The sequence below is a fragment of the Singulisphaera chitinilytica genome (assembly GCF_049331405.1).
Classification (GTDB): Bacteria; Planctomycetota; Planctomycetia; order Isosphaerales; family Isosphaeraceae; genus PoT.
The window spans coordinates 1,783,206-1,803,141 of the sequence record NZ_CP186274.1; the positions used below are offsets into that span (position 1 = coordinate 1,783,206).

Sequence of the window (19,936 nt, forward strand, 5' to 3'; positions counted from 1 at the left end):
CTACAGGAATTGCCTGGCCCCTACAGTTGTGGTAGGATTGGTCTTGTGCGAGGGATTCGAGGCAGATTGGTGCGATCCTGAGATGAACCGAAGTCTCCCCGGACGATTCCTTTCGCGACAAGTCACGTCGGAGCAAGAACCCCATCATGCCGCGCATATCGGCGAGCCATCGTCCTGGCCTCACGCTCATCGAGTTGATGGTCATCATCGCGATCATCGCACTATTGATCATGTTGTTGCTGCCCGCGGTGAGGACGAGCGGCGAGGCTGCGCGACGGTCCCAATGCGTGGCCAACCTCAGGCAGATCGGCCTTGCGATACACGCCTATCATCAGGTCCACGGCAGCCTGCCGCCGGGCTACGTGAGCCGAACGAGAGGCGACATGCAAACGTCGGAGGAACTCGGCCCCGGCTGGGGTTGGGGAGCCCTGATCCTGAGCCAAATGAATCAGCCGGAACTCTTCCACGCCTGGAACCTGAGCCTGCCCATCACCGACCCCGGCTCGTCGACCGTCCGTGAGGCCAGGATGCTGTCTTATCTGTGCCCCAGCGATCGGAATGCCGCGAATCGGGCGGAAATCGTCGACACCTCGGGGCGCTCGCTCGCCTCGGACGTTTCTCCCGGCAGTTACGTCGCCTCGGCCGGGCAGCTCGACCCCGCGACGTCGCCGGGCGACAACAACGGCCTCTTCTTTCGCAACAGCCGGATTCGCTTCGATGACATCAAGGACGGCATCGACAGGACGCTGATGCTTGGCGAACGCACCTCGCCTGTCCCCGACACAACGTGGGTGGGTGCCATCCCCGCGGGCCTCATCTGCACCGGGACGGGCTCACCTTCGAAGCGAGATTGTCGCCCCTCGAACGTGATGGTGCTCGGATTCTCGGGGCCCGACTCGAAGGGAGGCCGCATCCATACGCCCAAGTCCAAGGATGCCGGCATCTACTCAAGTCAGCACCCCGGAGGCGGCAATTTCGCCTTCGCCGACGGCTCCGTGAGATTCTTCAAGACGAGCATCGACCCCAAGGTTTTCAGCCAGATCGCGACTCGCGCGGGCGGCGCGAACGTCGATCCCGACGGCTATTGAGCGCCTCGGCCGCCTCGTCCTATCTCCAGCCCGAAGCCCCGCCGTCGTCGGCCCTCGGGAGGTCGGAGCCGGGTGTCAGCATCGCGACCGCATCCATCTCGCGATCCCAGATGATGGGCAGCATCTCCGAGCCGGTCTCCTCGCTCGTGGCCTCCGACATCCCCTGGCATGCCCTCGTCAGCCACTCGAGGCCCTGATGACAGAGGAAGATGAGATTCGTCGCCGCCAACGCGATGAGGACCGCGCCCACGGCCATCGCCGCGAATATCGCGAGGGGACCAGCCCAGGTATCACCGGCCATGAGTTGAGCCTCCACTTCGTTTGCCCGAGCGGATATTCTCTTGAGCATATCCGCCCGGACGCCGGATCGCGATATGTCAAGCGGGTTCGCGCCGGTTGAGGGCGTCTACGTCACAAGATGACATGGGAACTCAAGAGCGTTGATGCTAAAGTGTTCAAAATCGAAGCAAGCGTAGGACCGTTAAGAAAAGATTGGCCGGGGTTTAAGTGCTATGGATGCCGACGACGCCCATCGCGAGCCAACCGTCTCGGACCTGGGCGAAGCGATGGAGCCTGCGGGGTCGCCTGATCTCGAAACTCCCCAAAATCTGAGCGTGGGGCGAGCGACCTGGCTCGGGGCGAAAATCGGACTGAAATATGTGTCCTACATGTTGTGTGGGATTACGATCGCGTCCATGTGCTTGTTTGGGTTGCCGACGTTCGTGGGCCTGGGTGCCGGCCGTGGCTTCTGGGTCCATTCGATGATCGTAGGGATCTTCCGATCGGATGTGTTCGCGGCGGTCATCGCGCTGATCCTCGGCGCTGCGTCGGGATTCATCCTCTCGTTCGGCGGTCGACGTTGGCCGGATAGTCGTCTCGGACGGGCCTGGGTACAGACGAGGGCCTCGCTTGAACGGCTGCGACGGCAATGGTTGAAGCCTGAGGAAGTCGCCAGACGTCGCTTCGCACGCCGGCTCCTGATCGGGTGGGTCCTGGTCCCCGCGATCGGAATGGCTCTCGCCGCATTGGGGTTCGGATACTACCTCGGTCGAGAGGCCGATCGTCGGATCGCCGCCGCGATCTCCGAGGCCAACCGCGACGATCCCTCCTGGCGCTTCGACGACCTGACCGGGAGTCGGCGTCGGGTCCCGGACGAACGAACTCGTCGCCATCGCGCGAGGCCCGGACACCGAGTGGCTCCCGCGATTGAGGGCCTGGCAGGATAATGCTAATCGAATCAAGAATGCATGGTATATGTGCTTCTATCCGAATATACCGGCGATGCTCTTGCCCGATGTCTCCATGATTGCCGATAAGTGCGTTCGATATCGGTGCGACCTGGGGACGACGGAGATCCTCCTGGCGGCCGAACGCCATCGCCGCAAGACGGGGCACTGGCCGAACTCGCTCGACGCGATCGATCCTCGGTTCCTCGCGAAACCACAGGTGGATCTCTATGCCCTTCAAGCGTTCCACTTCGAACATCGCGAGGGGCAATTACTCGTCTACTCCCCGGGACCTAACCACCTGGATGACCAAGGCCCCTCGAAGTCCGGCTGGAAGAGGCCGAATGATCCCGACGACGTCGGGACGATCGGCTGGGATCTCTCCCTGAGACGGCAGCCGGCCTCGGCTTCGACCACGAACGAGACGGACGCGAAGTGAAGCTGCCCCTCCTGGCACGCAGACTCGGTCGAAGGCTCGATCGGTCCGGACGGAATTCCGATCGTAGGGGCCGGGCCGCGGGAGTCGCCGGTTGACCCGACCGGCTCCCCCTCGCGACCTCGACGCTTTGGCCTTAGCTGAAGGTCTTGCCGATGTGGATGACAGGGCTCGGGACCGGGCCGCTGGCGTGCGGGGCGCTGTAGGTGTAGGTGACGGATCGGCCGACGTAGGGATAGCTCGGGCCGGATTCGTAGGAGACGGTGAGCGAGGGATTCTTGCCGGACGTCGACGCGACGTCGCCCGGCGTGAAGGTGATGCCGATCACCGTGGGAGTGGCGCCGTAGGAGATCGCCACGGGGTTGCCGATCGTCAGCGTGGTCGACGAGGGCTGCCCGGTCGCGGCGGACTCGGCGATGAGCTGCTTGACCGTCAGCTTCGCCAGGAGGTGCCCGCCCCCCGCGAGCCCGAAGTTGCGCGGCCCGACGAAGAACTGCGAGTCCTGCGACTGGCGGACGGCCGACCTGCCGTAGGTTGCGAGCTGGTCGGTGTTGCCGAAGAGGGTGGCCCCCGTCAGGGCCGGCGCCATCGTCGAAAGCAGGCCGCGTCCTTCCAGGACCTCGAGGCTGGGCTTCGTCTTCATCGGGGCATGTCTCAAGGGCGCCCGAGGATCGACGGCCGGGCCAGCCGTGGACCGAACGGCCCGGCCTCCTCAGGCCCATGGAGCCTTCGACCCTGATGTCGTTCACAAACTAATTTAGCGATCCTGGATGATACCGGCAACGCATTTTGCCTATTCCTCCTAGATTTTCAGCTTTGCCAGGATTGTCGACCTGGGCGCAGGAGTCCTCCTTGCGCCGCGGATGAATTGGCGATCGCTTCGGGCTTCGGGTTGCTTGCGCGACCCCCGATCGTTTCAATCGGGGCTGCAGTGCCAGGCGCGGGCGCTAGACGTAGTCGAAGAACCGGAACCACCAGGTCGAGCCCGCGAAACCGGGGTGCCGGCCCGTGTAGGGAGCGTCGAGGTCGGCCGGCGGGATGTAGCGGAACCCGCGACGCGAGACCGTCGCCACCAGTTCCTCGACGACCTCGGGCGGAAGCTGTTCGACCTCGCAAAGGCTCCAGGTGGTGAAGAGTAGCCCGAACCCCGAGAACCGGATCGCGAAGACCGTGTCGATCCAGTTCGGCTCCTGCCCCGGTCGCTGGATGGCCAGCTCGGTGAAGAAGCTGGCGTCCTGGACGTAGAGATCCTGGGCGAATGCCCGCCCCGCGACACGCTCCAACTCCGGCAGGAGGTCGGCGACGCCGGCGTGGATCGCGGGCCAGTCGAGGGTCGGATCCCCCTCGTCGTGAACCGGGTCGTCCGACGCTTCCAAGAGCTCGAGCACAGCCGGATCCATCACAACCTCCGCTCGGCCGGGGAGAAATGCACGAACGACACGCCCGTTCGTCCGCGATTCGACGGATACCCCCCATCACCTCTCGGCGAGTTTCGTCGAAATCCTTAAAATAGATCGGCGACGAATCATCCTCCAGGGGTATCGAGACGGTGATGGACGAGAAGGCCGCGGAAGACTCGGTGTTCGCCTGCTGCTCGGCCGGGATCGGGCGCTGGATGTGGGTCGCCTGGGAGAGCGAGGCCGACGCCAAGGACCTCGCGCCCGCCTTGAAGACGGGGTTCGCGAAGAACGCCGCCGAGGCCGAGAAGAAGGCCCTCGAGACGCTCGGCCCCGCCGCGAAACGCCTGCCGACGAAGTGGGCCTCTGCCTACAAGAAGGGGGGATCCTCGTCGGCCAGGAACCGGCAGGAGCCCTCGGACGATGGGGAGCCGACCGCCCCGGCCCGGCCCAAAAGTCGCCTGAGCCGGCAGATCGGCTCAGGCAGGAAGGGGCCCGCGCCGGCGAGGCTCGCGTTCCTGTACTCGGCATCCGAGAGCACGCAGCCGGGCGAGGTCGTGGTGGCCAGGCATCGGATCGTCCGGCAGAACCCCCGCAAGATCCTCGTCGAGTTCGAGCCGTTCCGCGAGGAGGAGTGGGCCGCTCGCGAGGAGGCCGGGTCCGAGGCGTCGAAGGTCCGCACGGTGAACGTCGACCGCACCACCCTGAGGGCCGAAGGGCGGTTCCGCACCGGGCGGACCCATCGCGAGCTGACCTTTTATGCGACCGAGGACGACGGCATCCGCGACATCGAGGCGGACCTCACCGCGAGGAACCCCTGGTGCGCCGACCTCGGCGTGCGGTTCCCGTGCTCGAAGGAGTCGATCAAGGCCGCGTACCGGCGCCTCGCCAGGCTCTCGCACCCGGACGTCGGCGGAGACCCCGCGCAGTTCCGGATCATCGAGCAGGCCTACCGCGCGGGCCTCGCCTTCTTCGGCGAGCGTTGACGCTCACCGAATCGAGGGGCTCCGACGTCGATTTGGAAGGATCGTGCCGGGCCCGTTGCACGCGTTGCGGCTGAATTTTAAGCTCGAACCTGAGCCGTCCGAGTCGACCTTCGATTCGCGGCCCTTGGAGGCTCGGCTCGCACGAGGAGAAATTCATGACATATCAACTCGTCCTGTCCATCGTCATGATTTTGAGTGTCGGGATTCTCGTCGCGATCGCGATGAGGCGCGAACGCGTCGCGTTCGAGGTGAAGTTCCCGCCGATCTCGGACGAGGAGTTCCTCGCGCGTTGCGCCCCCGGGACGAATCCAGAGATCGCCCTGAAGGTGAGGAGGATCGTGTCCAATTCGCTCGGCGTCGACTACGAGCGTATCCACCCGGAATGCCGCTTCGTGGACGATCTCGGTGCGGATTGAGCGAGGATGGTGCCGCGGCACAGCGTCAGGCGGCTCGGCGTTGCCTGACGATGTAGCGAATGGCATCCGCCACGGTTTCGATCCTCGCCGCGACCTCATCGGGGATGGCCACGCCGAACTCCTCCTCCATTTCGAGGATCAGTTCGGCGTGGCCGAGCGATAGGGCTGCCTTTCGGGGGTCCGCGAAGAAATGATCACGCGATTCCTCCTCCGATGGACCATCATAAATCGATTCGAGGACGCCCACGCGGCCGAAGCCTGATTGACCCGGCGGGGCTTACTTCCTGGGCTCCGGTTCGTCGATCTCGACCTTGTTGCCATCCTCGACCTTCCTGATCCCATCCACGATGATCGTGTCGCCCGCCTGGAGGCCGCCCTTGACGACGAAGCTGTCTCCCGTCTCCGCCTCGACCTCGACCTGGCGACGATGCGCGACGTGGTCCTTGTCGACGACGAAGACGTACGGCCGGGGGTAACGCTCGAAGGTCGCCCTCTGGGGGATGAGGATGACGTCCTTCATGGCCTGGCTGATTGACACCGAGCAGGATTGCCCGTGGCGCAGCAGACCTTCCGGGTTGGGGAAGTCCGCGCGGAAGGCGATGCCGGCGGCCTTGGCATCGAAGTCGGCGTCGATCGCGCCGATCTTGCCGAGGTGCGGATACTTGTTGCCGTCCGACAAGGTCAGCTCGATCGACAGATCTTCCTTATGGGGATTGGCCATGTAATCGAGATAAGGCTTCTCGGCCACGTTGAAGTAGACGCGGACGAGGCTGTTGTCGGACAACGTCGTCAGCGTCTCCCCTTTCAGGACGAAACTCCCCTGCTGGCGTTGCATCCGGCCGACCAGGCCGCTGAAAGGCGCCTTGTACTGGGCGAAGTCCAGCTCGACGCTCGCCGCCTTCGCATCGGCCGTCGCTTTCGCCAGCCTCGCCGCGAGTAGTTGCAACTCGTCGTTCGAGACCGTCTTCCTCTCGACCAGCTTCTGGGTCATGTCGTACTGCAACCGCGCGTATTGGACGTCCGCCTTCCTGGAGTCGAGCATCGCCTGCTCGAGGACCGGATTGAAGCCGAACAACAGGTCCCCCTCCTTGACCGGTTGACCCTCCTTGACGGAGATCACCCTGACATATCCGTCCGCGCGGGCCCGGACCTCGATGCGCCGCTGCGATTGGACATGCCCGTTATATCGCTGGACGACGGTGGTCGACCCCGGCTGGACGGTGGCGACGGAGACCCTGGGCACCTTGCCCTCGGGTGCCTGCCCGAATGCCTCGCACGCCAGGCCGAGAGGGCTCCACAGGATGACGAGCATCCGGCACCATGAGGCTTTCATCGCATCTCCCCCTTATGTACGGCTCGATCCACCCGTAAGTCCACCTTCAGCATCCTTGAAGGTTTCGACCTATCCCGATCACACCGACGAATCGCCGGCCCTCCGGCTCTCGTTCTTCGGCAACGCGCCGCCCGGACTCCGTCCGACGGCCGCTGGACGACGCCCGCAGGTCCGGGGCCTCGACGGAGGGGAGGTGGTCGAGGCGTCGGCTTCGTCGAGGCTCGCGAACCCAACTCAGGTAGGCCGACGGGCTTCCGCCGTTCGCATTCCCGGCCGGGGTTCCTCGCGGCATTTCTACATGAATCGGGTTTCGCGACTCATCGAATCGATCATCCCCGAGCGGCCCGCGAATGACAAGGGGATCAACATCATTCATGCCGCGTTGCCGGCGTCTGGACTCGAAGATGGACGGCGCTGCATAGTGAAGGCGGTTTCTGATATGATGGCCCCGTCGTCGGGAGATTTCGTAAGTCGGGCGGGCGAGGATGATGAGGGGCGTGCTTGGGCCGAACGATGTCGCGCCCCGCCAACCGCAGAATCGCGCGACGGCGGCGTCGAAGCTGAGGCGCAGCAAGCGGATCCGCCAAGACTCACTACGATGGAGCGGGAGTTCCGATGGGTACATGGGGTGTCCTGGCCTTCGATAACGACTCGGCCAACGATTGGGCGTACCGGCTCGATGAGATCAACGACCTCTCGCTCGTGGAATCGGCGCTGGATGAGGTCGTCGCCAGGGGGGAGGATGACCTCGACTCCGACTTCGCGGTCGAGGCGCTGGCGGCATGCGAGCTCCTGGCTCGGCTCAGGGGGAATCCCGGCTACACGAACGCGTTCACCGAGAAGGTCGATCGGTGGGCCGCCGCGCACAAGGATCGGCTCATCCCCTCGGCAAGCCTCTTGCAACGTGCGTCGGCCGCGATCGACCGCATCATCGGGGACGATTCGGAACTGCGTGAGATGTGGGAGGATGTCGACGCGGACAAATGGCTCGCGGCGGTCGAGGACCTCAGGCGGAGGATGCTCGCCCAGGCGGACTTGAAGAATGACTTCGGATGAAGCCCCTCCGGATGCCCATGATTTTGCCGCTCCGGCAACTCGCCGACCTGAGGACGACCCGCCGGGGATTGCAAGATCGCTTCGGCGAGCCGCACACGTCGAGGCCTCCGAACGCCGCCCGAACCGGGGCCGCTGCTCCCGGTCCTCGCCTCAACGGCCCGGCGAGGCAGGGGCCCGCGCCGCATCTTTAGGGATCGGATTAAGGCGGGGTCAACGCCTGAGCACCGAGTCGTTCAGGATCTTCTCGGCGGCGTCGGCCCAGGCGTCCTGCTCGGTCGGGCCCTTGCCGAAGAGGACGTCGCCGGCCTCGCCGGATCGATAGATGGCCCAATGGCCTTCGGAGTTTCCGTCGCCATCGGCGGCCGGATTCCACTGCGCCTTGGCTTGCGAGTGCGCCACCATAACCGTTCGTCTTGCATCGAGCATGGGAGGCGCTGCCTTCGCGGTGCTTCGTCACCATCGTGACGAGAAGTTATCCTATCTTAGCTACGCCGGCCAGGGGGGAAAGGGACGCCGGTGTGTCGTCGTTGCCGGATAAAAGAGCCCGGACGAGCTTGGATGGCCTGCATCGGACTCACTCCTCATGCGAGCCGAGGGCGTGATGTGCGGAGCCAGTCGTGCGCGATTCTCCCTCACGTTTGTCGGGGCCGTCGTGCTTGAGAGGGTCGGGTTTCGCCCGGCAAGGTTGAGTTCGGAGCGATGTCTAACTTCTATTGGCTCCGGCTTGGGAATTGCGTAAGTTGCAGGCGATCGCGTCGGTTGCGATCTCGATCTGGATGGACATCACGAACAAGTCACGTCGTTCGTAACCGTCCCAAACCCTTCTTAGTACTACAGTTGTATTTAATCAAGGAGGTCGCGCCCCGCGTTTCCTGTAGTGACACTCCTTGGCGTGCTGCTGGTGTGCCCTCCGCCAGTCCGACCACGCCAGCGCACGCTCGGCCGGTTCCAGCCGGCCCCACACCACCCGGAGCAGGAGGATCCTGACCTCGGGCACCGTCAGCGGGATCAGCCGCGGGCCCCCTTTCGCGCGGCGACGGCCGGGCCGACGACCGCGACCGGATCACCGCCAGCATCGCCAGCGCGAACATCGACAGCGTCACATGCCGATGCCAGCCGGGCCACGACCGCACCTCGTAGTCGGCCAGCCCGCAATCCCCCTTGGCCCGCTCGAAGCACTCCTCCACCGCCCACCTCGAGCCCGCGACCCGGGCCAGCTCCGCCCTCGGCGTGCCCGCCGGCCCGCGGCACAGGTAGTAGGCCCGCTCCTCCGGCCGGTCGCGGCTCCTGCGGACCAGCAGCCGGAGCTGCCAACCCCGGCCGTCGACCTCGCCGAACGGCTCGGCCGCCCAGTCGTACCACCGCGGCCCCTTCGACCCGACCCCGGCGCTCGCCCGGCGCCACGCGCGGGCCGGCAGCCGGTCGGCGATCGCGTCGACCCGATCTCGAGTCCGGCCGTCGTAGAGCCTCAGGTCGCTCCTGACCGCCAGCACGTACGGCTGGCCGGCCGCCTCCAACGCCCGACGGAGGCGTACGTCGCCGCCGTAGACCGCGTCGCCGGTCACCCAGGCCGCCACCACCCCGGCCCGCCGCGCCCGCTCGAGCATCCGCTCGGCCAGCCGCGGCTTGGTGGCGAATCCCTCCTCGGGCGGGATGTGGGCCGCCTTGCGGCGGTCGGGGTCGTCGGCCCACTCCTTCGGCAGGTACAACTCGCGGTCGATGAGCCGCCTGCCCTCGGCGGCCGGCGAAGGCCAGGAAGACCCCGATCTGGCAGTTCTCGATCCGGCCGGCGGTGCCGGAATACTGCCGCTGCACGCCCGCGGATTTCGTGCCCTTCTTGAGGAAGCCGGTCTCGTCGACGATCAGCACGCCCCGGGGGTCGGCCAGATGTTCCCGGGCGTAGGCGACCAGGTCGTCGCGGACGCGGTCGGCGTCCCAGTCGGCGCGGCCGAGGAGGTGCTGGACGCCATAGGGGGACTCGTCGCCGGCCTCCTCGGCGAGCTGCCAGCCGTTCTTGCGCCGGGCGTCGGAGAGGAGCCCCCGGAGATACGCGATGGCGCGGCGACGGGGCTCGGAACGGGGGAAGAAGCGGGCCAGGCGCCCGCCGATGGAGTCCATCTCGCGGGCCCAGCCGCGGATGTCCACGGCCGCAGGTTGTGCTTGCATAGCTCGGCCTCCGTGCGCAACATCCTACGGGGCCAGGCTTTCAAATACAACTGTAGTATTAGGCGAGGGTAAAGAGGGGGGGAAGCCGTTGTGCGCATGGGCGAAAATCTGCTGCGGCTGCTTCTGGAGCAAGCGACCGACTCCGCGATCGTCTGTATGGATATCGACTTATGCGTCAACCGCTGGAGCCCCGCAGCCCGGGACATGTTCGGATACGAGGAGTCGGAGATCCTGGGCCGGCGCTACGAGATCCTCTTCACCCCCGAGGATCGCGAGGCGGGGGCTCCGTCCGACGAGGCGAGCCGGGCCAGGCATGAAGGCCGGGCCGAGGGCGAGCGCTGGCACCAGCGCAAGGACGGCTTGCGGTTCTACGCGTCGGGCGTCCTGACGTGGGTGGGGGAGGGGGCCTCGGTCGCCTACGTCAAGGCCGCCCGCGAGCTGCCGCCCCGCGAGCGCTCGGGAGACGAGCCCGGGCTTCCTTGCGATGGCCTCGAATGGCGCAACACCCCGCACACGGCCGGCCGGACTTCCGACGATGGGGTTCTCCACGAACCGATCGACAATCGCCACGACCTGCTCCGCAGGCTGGTCAATGCTCAGGAGGGGGAGCGGCGTCGGATCGCCCGCGACCTGCACGATGGCCTCGGCCAGGAGCTGACGGCCCTGATGCTCGGGCTCGGGAATTTGAGGGAGGAGTTGCCGCGCGGCTCGACGCCCTGGGTGAGCGTCGGACGGCTCGAGGAGATCGCCTCGAGGATCGGCCGCGAGGCGCGATCCCTGGTGACCGAGCTGAGGCCCCCCTCGCTGGACGACTTCGGCCTCTATCCTGCGCTCCGGTCTTATATCGCGGGCTGGTCGGAACGCACGGGCGTCGAAGCGACCTTCCGCATCATCGGCACCGACGACCCGCTATCGCCCGACGTCGAGACGATGACCTATCGGATCGTCCAGGAATCCCTCAACAACGTCGCCAGGCACGCCGAGGCGCGACACGTCTGCGTGATCCTCGATCACGGCGCGGAGGTCCTGACCGCCCTGATCGAGGACGATGGCCGAGGCTTCGACCCTGACGGCGTCGCCGATCATCCCCCCGGCCGAGCCCGGCCCCTCGGCCTGATCGGCATGCGCGATCGCGTCGCCCTCCTCGGGGGCGACCTCGTCATCGAATCCGCCGAGGGCGAAGGCACCACCATCCGCGCCCGCATCCCGCTCGACTGACGCGGCGGAGCCCGGGACGGGGCGCGTGGGTTCGTTGCGAGGACCATCACGCGATGTCGCGCCCTCCTCTTGGCGTTTGTAGGGAAAGGCGGACGCCTTATCTGTGGATGATTGCCCGGAATTGGGCAGCGTGATTCCCGTCACGGCGCAAATGGGTCGACGTGTCCTCCATATCCCTACATGAACCTAGCCAGATACGCGACTGTCGCCATCGGGTCCGAAGCCTTTCCCGACGCTCGCGGGGGCCGGTCGGGTCGAACCGTTCGTTGAAATCTCGCCAATCGCCGGGCGTAGATCCCGGCTTGTCGAATCGTTCCCGGAGAGGCTCGACGGGCTGCCGATATCCTACGCGGGGATATCCCTGACGACCTCCGTCAGCTCTCCGGAATCGATATCGTAGAAGTAACCGAAGAGTTTGACATGCTTCGGAACCCCGGGGCTCGAGCGCAGCAGCTCGATGTCATACTTGAGCGACGCGTCGTAGTCCATGATCGACAGGCTTTCATGGTCGTATAATGCCGATATGTCCTTTCCGTGGTCATGCCGGAAGGTGTCGATCAGGACTTCGGGGGTGAACCCCGTCGCCCCGCAGAACGAGTGGTGGACCACGACGACGTTTTGAAGGTTGAAGAGATACTCCATCGTCGAGATCGATTGCAGGGCGGAGATGGCCCGCCCGCCAGCGTTGGTCACGGTGAACAGCGTCCTCGTGGAGCCGACCCGGTTGCCGGCGTCGTTGAGGATGTTCTCGCCGGGGTAGACCTCGTCCCCCAGGCGTTCGGCGACGGCTTTCGGGATCTCCGCCGCGCGAGGGTCGAAGCAGTAAATCACGATGGTCTTCATCGGGATGACCGAACGCACAAACCCCTGGATTTCGTCCTGTTTGAACCAGGGCTGGGTCCTGAACTGATATTCCTTGAAGTTCGCCATTGTCTCACTCCGAGGGTCGACCTTGAACCGGGACGAAGATGCTGCGTGGGGGGATCGGGGCGCTATCGATGCGTTGGATTCGTGGAGCCCATAACACGTCCCGAGTGCCGGAGAGGCGTGCGGCTCGCTCAGATCCCCAGGGCGGATGGCAGGCCCTTCATGCGTCGCCATGACGCGAGTTGGCCGAGGTGCAGGCTCGGGTGGGTCGTCATCAGGTGCGCGACGAGGTCCCCGACGGTCGGGAAGTCTTCGAGGTAAAATGGCCCGGGCTGGGGTCGCGAGAGCAGATCCGGCGTCGCTCGCCGGGCCGCTTCGACCGTGCGATGATAGCCCGCCTCGACAGCCGCCAGGAGCTCCACTTTGCTCGGGTAAATCCGGCGATCGGCCAGGACGGACGAACTCGGCCAGAATAGTTGGTGCCAGGAGGGGGGATATCCATGCGTGCCGCCGAGCAGGGTGACGGCGAAGCTGGAGGCGACTGTCAGATGCCCGAGTATCCATGCCGGGTGAGTCACGCCTTCAATCGGCTGGTCGGCGAGTTCGACGTCGGGTACATCATCGATCAGGAGGCGACAATATCGAAGGGTGAAGGCATAGAGGGTGCATTCACGTTCAAGCATCCCGGAATCCCTCGAGTTGAACCCATAGGTCGGCAATCCCGCGAGCGGGCACAGGTACGATCCCCGACTCCACGCCGGCAGGAGATCCGTTCATTCATCGAACGGGGCCGTGCCCAGTATGATCGGCGCGTCGGCGATCGCGATCGGGGACCGATTGTGGGCGATACGCGTGCAGATGTGGAAGAAGTGGGGATAAGGCTGCTTGATGTCAACCTCATGATTGAGCATCTCGTTGAAGCCGCGTTTGAAGTCGAGCCGCGGATAACGACGGACCACCTCCGAGACGTCGGCCGGGTCCAGGTTCGCGCCGGCGACGCCCACGACGTCGTACGCCAGGCCGAGCTGCATCAGGCGGCTGGTATCGTCCCTATAGTAGTTAATGTCCCAGGTGTGCAATGCGATGTTGTCCCAGACCTTCTGGGCCCGGTCGGGCGGCACGCCTTGCCCGAGCAGGAACTCGCGAGCCGCGCCCGCCCCCTCGATTTCGAAGCGATGCGGCCCGCCGGCATGAGCGGTCAGGCCCAGGTCGTGAAGCACCGCGGAGAGGAAGATCATCTCGCGATCGACCTCGGCACCTTCCCTCTGCGCGAAGAGCTCGGCGAACCAGTAGCAACGCATCACATGGTTGAAGAGCATGTCGCTGGAATAGGCCCGCGCGAGCTCCTCGGCCCGTCGTGCGATGCTGCTATCCGGCGCCTTGATATTTGAGATCATGAGAATGTCCTGTCCAGATGCCCGTCCGGCCCACTCATACACATGGTAGGAGCGTCCCGGCTTGGCAGCAATGACAAGATCCCCTCGTATCCTGCCAGGGATGCCGCGAAGTATGCGGTCAACGAGGCTGTCGGCCGAAGCGGCTCCGATAATCTTGAGGGGAGACGCCGTAGGACCTCAGGAAGGCTCGCCGCATCCGCTCATCATCCCCGAAGCCGGCCCGATGCGCGATGCGTTGGATGGTCTCGGAGGTCGACTCGAGCCATCGTATGGCGGCTTCCACTCTCATCCGTTCGACGGCAGCCGCGGGGCTCACGCCGGTCTCGCGTTGATAGACCCGGGCGAAGTTGCGGGGGCTCATATGTGCGACGGACGCCAGGGCGGAGACGGACAGATCGTCGTCGAGATTCTCGCGAATCCAGGAGTGGAGGTCGTCGAATCGTCCGCGGGCATCCTGCGTCTGACGCCTCAACTCGACGCTGAACTGCGATTGGCCGCCGGGCCGTTTCAGGAATAAGACCAGGAACCTGGCGAGAGTCAGCGCCGCGGCGTGACCGAGATCATCCTCCACCATGGCCAGGGCCATGTCGATCCCGGCCGATATGCCGGCGGACGTCCAGATCCCCCCTTCGGCGATGAATATGGCATCGGGCCGGACGCGCACCGACGGGAATTCGCGTTGGAGCTGTTCGCAGACTTGCCAATGCGTCGTCGCCTCGTGCCCATCCAGGACCCCGAGATCTGCCAGCATGAACGCGCCGACGCAAATGGATCCCAGCCTGCGGGGCCGCCCGATCGACCTGGTCAGGCTCGCGTGCATCGCTTTCGAGAGCTTCGGCAGCGATGTGGAGTCACCGCCGGTCAAGAGCAATGTGTCGACCTCGCCGTTCAAGGCCTCCTCAAGCCGTTCGGAGGCCAACACGATCCCGGAGTCGGTGGTGACGGGACCGCCTCCCTCGGATGCCAGGATCACATCATAGGCGTTTCGACCATCCTCATGTCGAGCATCGGTGAATACCTGGAGCGGTCCGGCGATATCAAGAAGCTTGGGCTGCCCGACGACCGCCATCACCACCTTGCGACGCCCTGGAGATGCGATCGGCGCGGCGGGTTTCTTAGCCATGATGCCATGCTAGAGTTGAAACATGTTCGGATAAGGTTGGATTTCGACTCCGGATTGGAGTGCGGTATCCGGCTCTCCGTGGAATGAATCGGCACCTTCGCTCCCGGTCCGTCCCCGAACGAGGTACGACGGACCAGGGCTGGTGCAGGGATGGGATGAGGGTGACACCCGTCAATCCGCCCCCGGTGCCGGCTCTCCCCAGAGGATTCGGGCCGAGAACACGGCGCCTTTCGCACCACGTCGGCGGGCGTCGTCATCCCAGATGCCCTCGGCGACGGTGACCCACGACTCGCGGTCGGTGATGCTCGACGCGCCGAAGTTCCCCAACTCGGCCCCGCGCTCGGGGACGAGCACCCGCTCGGTGGCGCGGATGACGCGGAGCCGCTCGGGATCGACCTGGGCGATGAAGAGCGGTGCGCGGTGGCGAGGGATGTGGTCGTTGCCCGCGCCTCGGCGGGTGTAGACGAGGAAAAGGCCCTGCGCGTGGGTCAGCCAGTGCTGCTGCGTGTTGTAGCTCCCCAGGTCCTCGCCGTCGTCGAACGTCCAGGCCTTCGCGGGGCGGAAGTGAAGGCCGTCGCCGCTTGATGTGACATACCCCTTGAGGTCGTTGCGGATCGTCAGGAAATATCGATCGCCGAGGCGCACGAGCGACGGCTCGTAGAACCCGCGCGCAACGTCCAGGGCGAGGACGTCGCCGTGCTCGCGATACGTCAGCGCGTCGCCGTCGAAGGCGCAGCGGACGACCGTGACGCGGTAGGGGACGTCGGCCGACTTCGCGACGTAGAACGGCAGGAGCACCGAACCGTCGGGTTCGACGACGAACTGGGCGCAGGCGCTGCGGGCGAAGTTGAAGGACTCGTCGGCCGGCATCTCGACCCGCCGCCAGGGCGTCCAGCGCCCCGACTTCGGGTCGAACACCGCGTAGGCCGTCTGGTTGGAGCGGGGCCGGTCCTCGAGCTGCTCCCCCTTTGAGCTGTAGCGGACCTGGGCGCCCACGGCGAGCACCTTCCCCGAGCGCGGGTGCAACATGGGGGTGACGTCGGCGACCGCCACGTCCACCCCGCCCGGCTCATGGGTCCAATCCAGCTCGGCCACGGGGCGGGGGCCTGCCCAGGTCTTCCCCAGGTCGTTGCTGCTCAATAGGCTCATGCCCGAATAATGATCCGATGTCCTCAGGTGCTTCTGGAGCGTGATGAGGACCCCCGGGCTCGCGGGGTCGGCGCCCGGGATGGCCGTCGCCCTCGGGTGGTACCAGAGGAATTGACCGTCGTCGTGCTCGAGGATCGTCCTCAGCTCGGTCGTGAACCGGACGGGCGCGGGCGAGGGGCCGAGGCTGGTTCGGAGCACCGGCAGCAGGGTCTCGGCGAGCACTCGGTGACCCTTCGGATCGGGATGGCAGCCATCGGTGGTCCAGGCGTGCAGGTCCTGGCCATTCGCGCGGGCCTCGGTCCATCGGGCGAAGTGGTCTACCAGCGGGACGCAGCACTCGGCGGCGACCTCGCGGCATGCCTCCATGTAGGGGGCGAGGCGGACGTTAGGGGCTTCGCCGAGCCCGTTGGCCGAGGCCTTGTCGGACCAGCGCGGCTCGGTCATGAGGATCGGCTCGATGCCGCGGAGGAGCAGGCCCGCGACGATCGCCCGGAGGTTCGCCTTGTACTCCTCGCGCGAGATCCGGCTCGAGGACGCCCCCTGATCGACATAACTGTCGTTCGTCCCGTACATCACGGTCACGACCCGCGGCCGGAGTTCGCCCACGGCGTCGAGCCGTTTCAGGGCCTGGTCGGTCCGCTCGCCGCCGATGCCGAGGTTGACGACCTCGGCGTCGATCCCGTCGGCCCTCAGGGCACGCTCCGCCAGCGCCGCGAACGTCTCCTCGGGAAGGACGCCCGGCCGCACCCCCTTCGTGATCGAGTCCCCGAGGACAACCACGCGCACAGCCCGCGCCTCGGGAGCGTCGGCCGAGACGGTCGATGGCATGCCGATCAGTCCCAGGCCGACGAGCAGACACTTGAGGCCGATCGCCGATGTCGAGAAACGCGCCATGGTTCGCCTCCGCCTCCTGCGTGCATTCGAGGTCCGCGATCCCAAACTCATAGCCCGTCGACGTCCGTCGTCGCATCATGCGGGCCCGACTCGCGTATTGCGCCTGTGGATAGGTTAACTGGGATCGGCGATGGAATCGAGCGGCTCGAGACCGACGCCTGAAGGCGTGCGGCGGGAGTCCGCGTTGAATCCGGTGCAGGGTGTGGACTCGCATGCCGGATTGCACGAGATGCTTGCAATCAAGCGGCGTACAGGCTAAAGTCGTGTTGATGGTAGATACGGATTCCGGGGCGAGGGCGTCGACGACGGCAGCCCGCCTCGGATTTTCGCGTTCGAGCCGGCCTCGATCTCGGTGCGTTCGCGACCACTGGCTTCGGAGTCGTCGATGGGTGAAGACGGGCGCCAGAAAGGACGACTCGCCAGGCTCGCGCTGAGGGTGGGGACCGTCGCGGGCGCGGCGGCGGCACTGCTCGCGGAGAACGCGGCGGCCGGGCAGGGGGGCGATGGGACGCCGCTTCCGGCGGCTCGGCCCGAGCCGATTGCAGGCGTCGCCAGGCCGGTCGAGGCCTCGGAGTCGCAAACCCCGCCGCCGCTGGTGCTCAGGCCGAGCCGGCTCGGGGCCAGGCTGATCCTGACCGGGCACAGGTCGCATCGGTCGCATTCCTCGCACTCGTCTCACGTCTCGGGGTCGTCCAGTTACTCGAGGCATTCCTCGCACACGTCGCACGTGTCGGGGGCGTCCAATTTCTCGACGCACCAGTCGCACTCGTCGCACTATTCCAGCTCGACGAGGTCGTTTGGCTCCGGCTCCTCGTCGACCTCCACGGCGCCTTCGATCGCCCCGTCGGCCCCGGCCTTCCGCCCGCCCGCGAGGCCCGTCGGCCCGCCGGCCGATGGGGACGCGATGAACCCGGCGCCCGCGATGGACCCGGGCGCGGCCGAGGCGAACGTCGCCGCGCCCGCCCCGGCCGAGGCGGCCAGGCCGGCCATCGACCTCAATGACCCGAAGAACCGCTTCCAACTGATCACCGTCAGCCGCGTCAACGGCGTGCAGAAGGCCTTCATCAAGGACCTCCTCCGCGACTACCGCAAGCTGATGAGGGTCGGCGAGACCATCGGCGACTGCAAGCTCACCTCGATCTCGAAGGACGGGCAGTGGGTCCGCATGAAGCCGCCGAAGGGCGACTACTTCACCGTCGAGCGGACGTACTGACGACGCGGGCCGCGCCCGGAGCCGGGGCCGGCAGGCCGCACGACCCGGATGCCATCCCGCCTTTACTGATCCTCAGGGTTTCATATGAGCATGCCCGACGTCACCGTCATCGTCGACCCGCGCATCCATCGGCTGTCGGCCGTGAAGAAGGCGGCCTACCGGGTCGGCGACCGCTGCTTCGTGAAGCTCGAGGCCCTCGCCGACGGCGGCATGCGCGTCGGCCTGACGGCGAAGTCGAGAGACTTCGACCCCGCCGCACTCGAGGGGGACTTCCTCAACGAGCTGCTCGACCAGGACCTCCGCGAGGCGATTGCCGAGGAGACCCAGGGCGTCCGCAACCTCCTGATGGCCCAGGCCTTCTCCGGCCTCGCCGGCGAGGCGGACACCGCCGACTTCCGCGACGACCCGCTCGACATCGGCCGGTCGCAAGGCCCCGTCCGCTGACCCCCAGACACCCGTCCCGCGACCCCTGGACCCGACCCCTTGCAGCTCCCCGTCCTCAACGACCGCTTTCGAAGCCCCGACCACTTCCGCGCCCGGGCGGGGCGGACGTATGCCCTGCTGCCGATGCGCCTCGTCGCACTCGACGCCGACCGATACGTCCTGACCAACTTCGCGGGGGAGTACGTCGTCCTGCCCAAGGAGACTGCCGCGAAGTTCGTCCGCCACGAGCTGGACGTCGACTCGGACGCCTTCCAGGACCTCGCGGCGCGGCACTTCGCGATGGCGGGCGACTCCGACGTGGCGCTCGACCTGCTCGCGGTGAAGTACCGCACCAAGCAATCGCTGCTGGCGAACTTCACGTCGCTGTTCATGTTCGTGGTCTCGCTGCGGTGCGACCATAGCTGCCCCTACTGCCAGGTCTCGCGGCAGTCGCTCGACCGCCAGGCGTACGACATGACCCCCGAGGCGGCCGACCGCGCCATCGACTTCCTCTTCCAGAGCCCCGCGCCCGCCATCAAGGTCGAGTTCCAGGGGGGCGAGTCGCTCCTGAACTTCCCCCTGATAAGCCGGGTCGTGGAAGGGGTCGAGGCCAGGAATCGGGCCGAGGGCCGCGACATCCAGTTCGTCATCGCCACGAACCTCTCGCCGATCACCGACGAGATGCTCGAATACTGCCGGGAGCACGGCATCTTCCTCTCCACGAGCCTCGACGGCCCCAAAGCCCTCCACAACCAGAACCGGCCGAGGCCCGGCGGCGATAGCCACGAGCTCGCCGAGAGCGGGATCCACCGCGCCCGCGAATTCCTCGGCCACGACGGCGTCGCAGCCCTGATGACGACGACCGCCGCGAGCCTCGCCTATCCCAAGGAGATCGTCGACGAGTACGTCCGGCTCGGCTTCTCCAGCATCTTCCTCCGCCCTCTGAGCCCTTACGGGTTCGCGGTGAAGACGGGGCTCGTCCGCAAGTACACCGTCGACGAGTGGCTCGCCTTCTATCGCACGACCCTCGACTACATCATCGAGCTTAACCATCGCGGCGTCCCCTTCCGCGAGGAATATTCGAGCCTGATCCTCCGCAAGATGCTCACCCCCTATCCGGCCGCGTATGTCGACCTGCAGTCGCCGGCGGGCATCGGCATCTCGGGGCTGATCTTCAATTATGACGGCGACATCTATGCCTCCGACGAGGCCAGGATGCTCGCCGAGACCGGCGACCGCCGCTTCCGGCTCGGGAACCTGATGACGGACAGCTTCGACGACGTGATGCTCTCCGACACGCTCCTGGACGTCCTCTCCGGGACGATGACCGAGGGGATGCCGATGTGCGTCGACTGCGGCTTCCAGCCCTACTGCGGCAGCGACCCCGTCTACCACCACGCGACCCAGGGGGACGCCGTCGGGTTCAAGCCGTCGAGCGGCTTCTGCCGCAAGAATATGGGCGTCATGCGACACCTGATCCGCCTCATCGAGGACGACGGGCGCGCGGCCGCGGTCCTCAAGGCCTGGATCTGACCAGGAAGGGAAGAG

Annotated in this window: 21 protein-coding genes and 1 pseudogene; 10 read left to right on the forward strand and 12 right to left on the reverse strand. The window is 66.1% G+C overall.

Annotated features, from left to right (window positions below):
- The first annotated feature begins 146 nt into the window (after positions 1 to 146).
- Entirely contained in the window at positions 147 to 1,088 is a 942-nt protein-coding gene (locus tag ACOYYX_RS07120; protein ID WP_422929237.1) for a DUF1559 domain-containing protein, read from the forward strand.
- A gap of 19 nt (positions 1,089 to 1,107) precedes the next feature.
- Here ACOYYX_RS07120 and ACOYYX_RS07125 read toward each other — a convergent pair whose 3' ends face one another.
- Positions 1,108 to 1,389, reverse strand: coding sequence for a hypothetical protein (locus ACOYYX_RS07125; protein ID WP_422929238.1), 282 nt, complete (start codon positions 1,387 to 1,389; stop codon positions 1,108 to 1,110).
- Between the two features lie 394 nt (positions 1,390 to 1,783).
- Between ACOYYX_RS07125 and ACOYYX_RS07130 the strand changes: the two genes are divergently transcribed.
- Complete coding sequence (locus tag ACOYYX_RS07130; RefSeq protein WP_422929239.1) at positions 1,784 to 2,314, forward strand: hypothetical protein; 531 nt, start codon at positions 1,784 to 1,786, stop codon at positions 2,312 to 2,314.
- Positions 2,315 to 2,390: 76 nt separating this feature from the next.
- Positions 2,391 to 2,753 carry a hypothetical protein gene (locus ACOYYX_RS07135; RefSeq protein WP_422929240.1) on the forward strand — a complete coding sequence of 121 codons (363 nt, stop codon included), beginning with the start codon at positions 2,391 to 2,393 and terminating at the stop codon, positions 2,751 to 2,753.
- A 133-nt stretch (positions 2,754 to 2,886) separates the two neighbouring features.
- Here the strand turns inward: ACOYYX_RS07135 and ACOYYX_RS07140 are convergent, their stop codons facing one another.
- Together ACOYYX_RS07140 and ACOYYX_RS07145 are read right to left on the reverse strand one after the other, a co-directional pair.
- Entirely contained in the window at positions 2,887 to 3,393 is a 507-nt protein-coding gene (locus ACOYYX_RS07140) for a hypothetical protein (protein ID WP_422929241.1), read from the reverse strand.
- 304 nt (positions 3,394 to 3,697) lie between these two features.
- A complete protein-coding gene (locus ACOYYX_RS07145; protein WP_422929242.1) occupies positions 3,698 to 4,150 on the reverse strand; it encodes a hypothetical protein in 453 nt (150 codons plus the stop codon).
- A 152-nt stretch (positions 4,151 to 4,302) separates the two neighbouring features.
- On the opposite strand from ACOYYX_RS07145, the gene ACOYYX_RS07150 reads away from it, so the two are divergent.
- Together ACOYYX_RS07150 and ACOYYX_RS07155 are read left to right on the forward strand one after the other, a co-directional pair.
- Positions 4,303 to 5,133 carry a J domain-containing protein gene (locus ACOYYX_RS07150; RefSeq protein WP_422929243.1) on the forward strand — a complete coding sequence of 277 codons (831 nt, stop codon included), beginning with the start codon at positions 4,303 to 4,305 and terminating at the stop codon, positions 5,131 to 5,133.
- Positions 5,134 to 5,288: 155 nt separating this feature from the next.
- The gene (locus tag ACOYYX_RS07155) at positions 5,289 to 5,549 is read left to right on the forward strand and encodes a hypothetical protein (RefSeq protein WP_422929244.1); all 261 of its coding nucleotides are present in this window, start codon (positions 5,289 to 5,291) and stop codon (positions 5,547 to 5,549) included.
- A 25-nt stretch (positions 5,550 to 5,574) separates the two neighbouring features.
- Here the strand turns inward: ACOYYX_RS07155 and ACOYYX_RS07160 are convergent, their stop codons facing one another.
- Together ACOYYX_RS07160 and ACOYYX_RS07165 are read right to left on the reverse strand one after the other, a co-directional pair.
- Positions 5,575 to 5,679 carry a hypothetical protein gene (locus tag ACOYYX_RS07160; RefSeq protein WP_422929245.1) on the reverse strand — a complete coding sequence of 35 codons (105 nt, stop codon included), beginning with the start codon at positions 5,677 to 5,679 and terminating at the stop codon, positions 5,575 to 5,577.
- A 147-nt stretch (positions 5,680 to 5,826) separates the two neighbouring features.
- Positions 5,827 to 6,882, reverse strand: coding sequence for an efflux RND transporter periplasmic adaptor subunit (locus ACOYYX_RS07165; RefSeq protein WP_422929246.1), 1,056 nt, complete (start codon positions 6,880 to 6,882; stop codon positions 5,827 to 5,829).
- 615 nt (positions 6,883 to 7,497) lie between these two features.
- Here ACOYYX_RS07165 and ACOYYX_RS07170 point away from each other — a divergent pair.
- Positions 7,498 to 7,938 carry a DUF4259 domain-containing protein gene (locus tag ACOYYX_RS07170; protein WP_422929247.1) on the forward strand — a complete coding sequence of 147 codons (441 nt, stop codon included), beginning with the start codon at positions 7,498 to 7,500 and terminating at the stop codon, positions 7,936 to 7,938.
- Between the two features lie 210 nt (positions 7,939 to 8,148).
- Here the strand turns inward: ACOYYX_RS07170 and ACOYYX_RS07175 are convergent, their stop codons facing one another.
- Positions 8,149 to 8,337 carry a hypothetical protein gene (locus ACOYYX_RS07175; protein WP_422929248.1) on the reverse strand — a complete coding sequence of 63 codons (189 nt, stop codon included), beginning with the start codon at positions 8,335 to 8,337 and terminating at the stop codon, positions 8,149 to 8,151.
- A 635-nt stretch (positions 8,338 to 8,972) separates the two neighbouring features.
- Positions 8,973 to 10,104 (reverse strand): annotated as a pseudogene (locus ACOYYX_RS07180) (IS701 family transposase); the annotation flags it as partial.
- Between the two features lie 96 nt (positions 10,105 to 10,200).
- Here ACOYYX_RS07180 and ACOYYX_RS07185 point away from each other — a divergent pair.
- Entirely contained in the window at positions 10,201 to 11,322 is a 1,122-nt protein-coding gene (locus ACOYYX_RS07185; protein ID WP_422929249.1) for a histidine kinase, read from the forward strand.
- A 345-nt stretch (positions 11,323 to 11,667) separates the two neighbouring features.
- Here the strand turns inward: ACOYYX_RS07185 and ACOYYX_RS07190 are convergent, their stop codons facing one another.
- The 5 genes from ACOYYX_RS07190 to ACOYYX_RS07210 form a co-directional block, all read right to left on the reverse strand.
- Positions 11,668 to 12,252 carry a carbonic anhydrase gene (locus tag ACOYYX_RS07190; RefSeq protein WP_422929250.1) on the reverse strand — a complete coding sequence of 195 codons (585 nt, stop codon included), beginning with the start codon at positions 12,250 to 12,252 and terminating at the stop codon, positions 11,668 to 11,670.
- Positions 12,253 to 12,380: 128 nt separating this feature from the next.
- Positions 12,381 to 12,872 (reverse strand): DinB family protein, encoded by a 492-nt coding sequence (locus ACOYYX_RS07195; protein WP_422929251.1) that lies wholly within the window; start codon positions 12,870 to 12,872, stop codon positions 12,381 to 12,383.
- Positions 12,873 to 12,962: 90 nt separating this feature from the next.
- Positions 12,963 to 13,586: an HD domain-containing protein gene (locus ACOYYX_RS07200; RefSeq protein WP_422929252.1), complete on the reverse strand. Its 624-nt coding sequence runs from the start codon at positions 13,584 to 13,586 to the stop codon at positions 12,963 to 12,965.
- A 118-nt stretch (positions 13,587 to 13,704) separates the two neighbouring features.
- Complete coding sequence (locus ACOYYX_RS07205) at positions 13,705 to 14,709, reverse strand: GlxA family transcriptional regulator (RefSeq protein ID WP_422929253.1); 1,005 nt, start codon at positions 14,707 to 14,709, stop codon at positions 13,705 to 13,707.
- A gap of 171 nt (positions 14,710 to 14,880) precedes the next feature.
- Positions 14,881 to 16,752 (reverse strand): GDSL-type esterase/lipase family protein, encoded by a 1,872-nt coding sequence (locus tag ACOYYX_RS07210; protein WP_422929254.1) that lies wholly within the window; start codon positions 16,750 to 16,752, stop codon positions 14,881 to 14,883.
- Between the two features lie 385 nt (positions 16,753 to 17,137).
- Here ACOYYX_RS07210 and ACOYYX_RS07215 point away from each other — a divergent pair, with 385 nt between their 5' ends.
- The 3 genes from ACOYYX_RS07215 (at position 17,138) to hxsB (ending at position 19,921) form a co-directional block, all read left to right on the forward strand.
- Entirely contained in the window at positions 17,138 to 17,965 is an 828-nt protein-coding gene (locus ACOYYX_RS07215; RefSeq protein ID WP_422929255.1) for a hypothetical protein, read from the forward strand.
- A gap of 90 nt (positions 17,966 to 18,055) precedes the next feature.
- Complete coding sequence (gene hxsD, locus ACOYYX_RS07220; protein ID WP_422929256.1) at positions 18,056 to 18,409, forward strand: His-Xaa-Ser system protein HxsD; 354 nt, start codon at positions 18,056 to 18,058, stop codon at positions 18,407 to 18,409.
- A 123-nt stretch (positions 18,410 to 18,532) separates the two neighbouring features.
- Complete coding sequence (gene hxsB / locus ACOYYX_RS07225; protein ID WP_422931600.1) at positions 18,533 to 19,921, forward strand: His-Xaa-Ser system radical SAM maturase HxsB; 1,389 nt, start codon at positions 18,533 to 18,535, stop codon at positions 19,919 to 19,921.
- Positions 19,922 to 19,936: the final 15 nt, after the last annotated feature.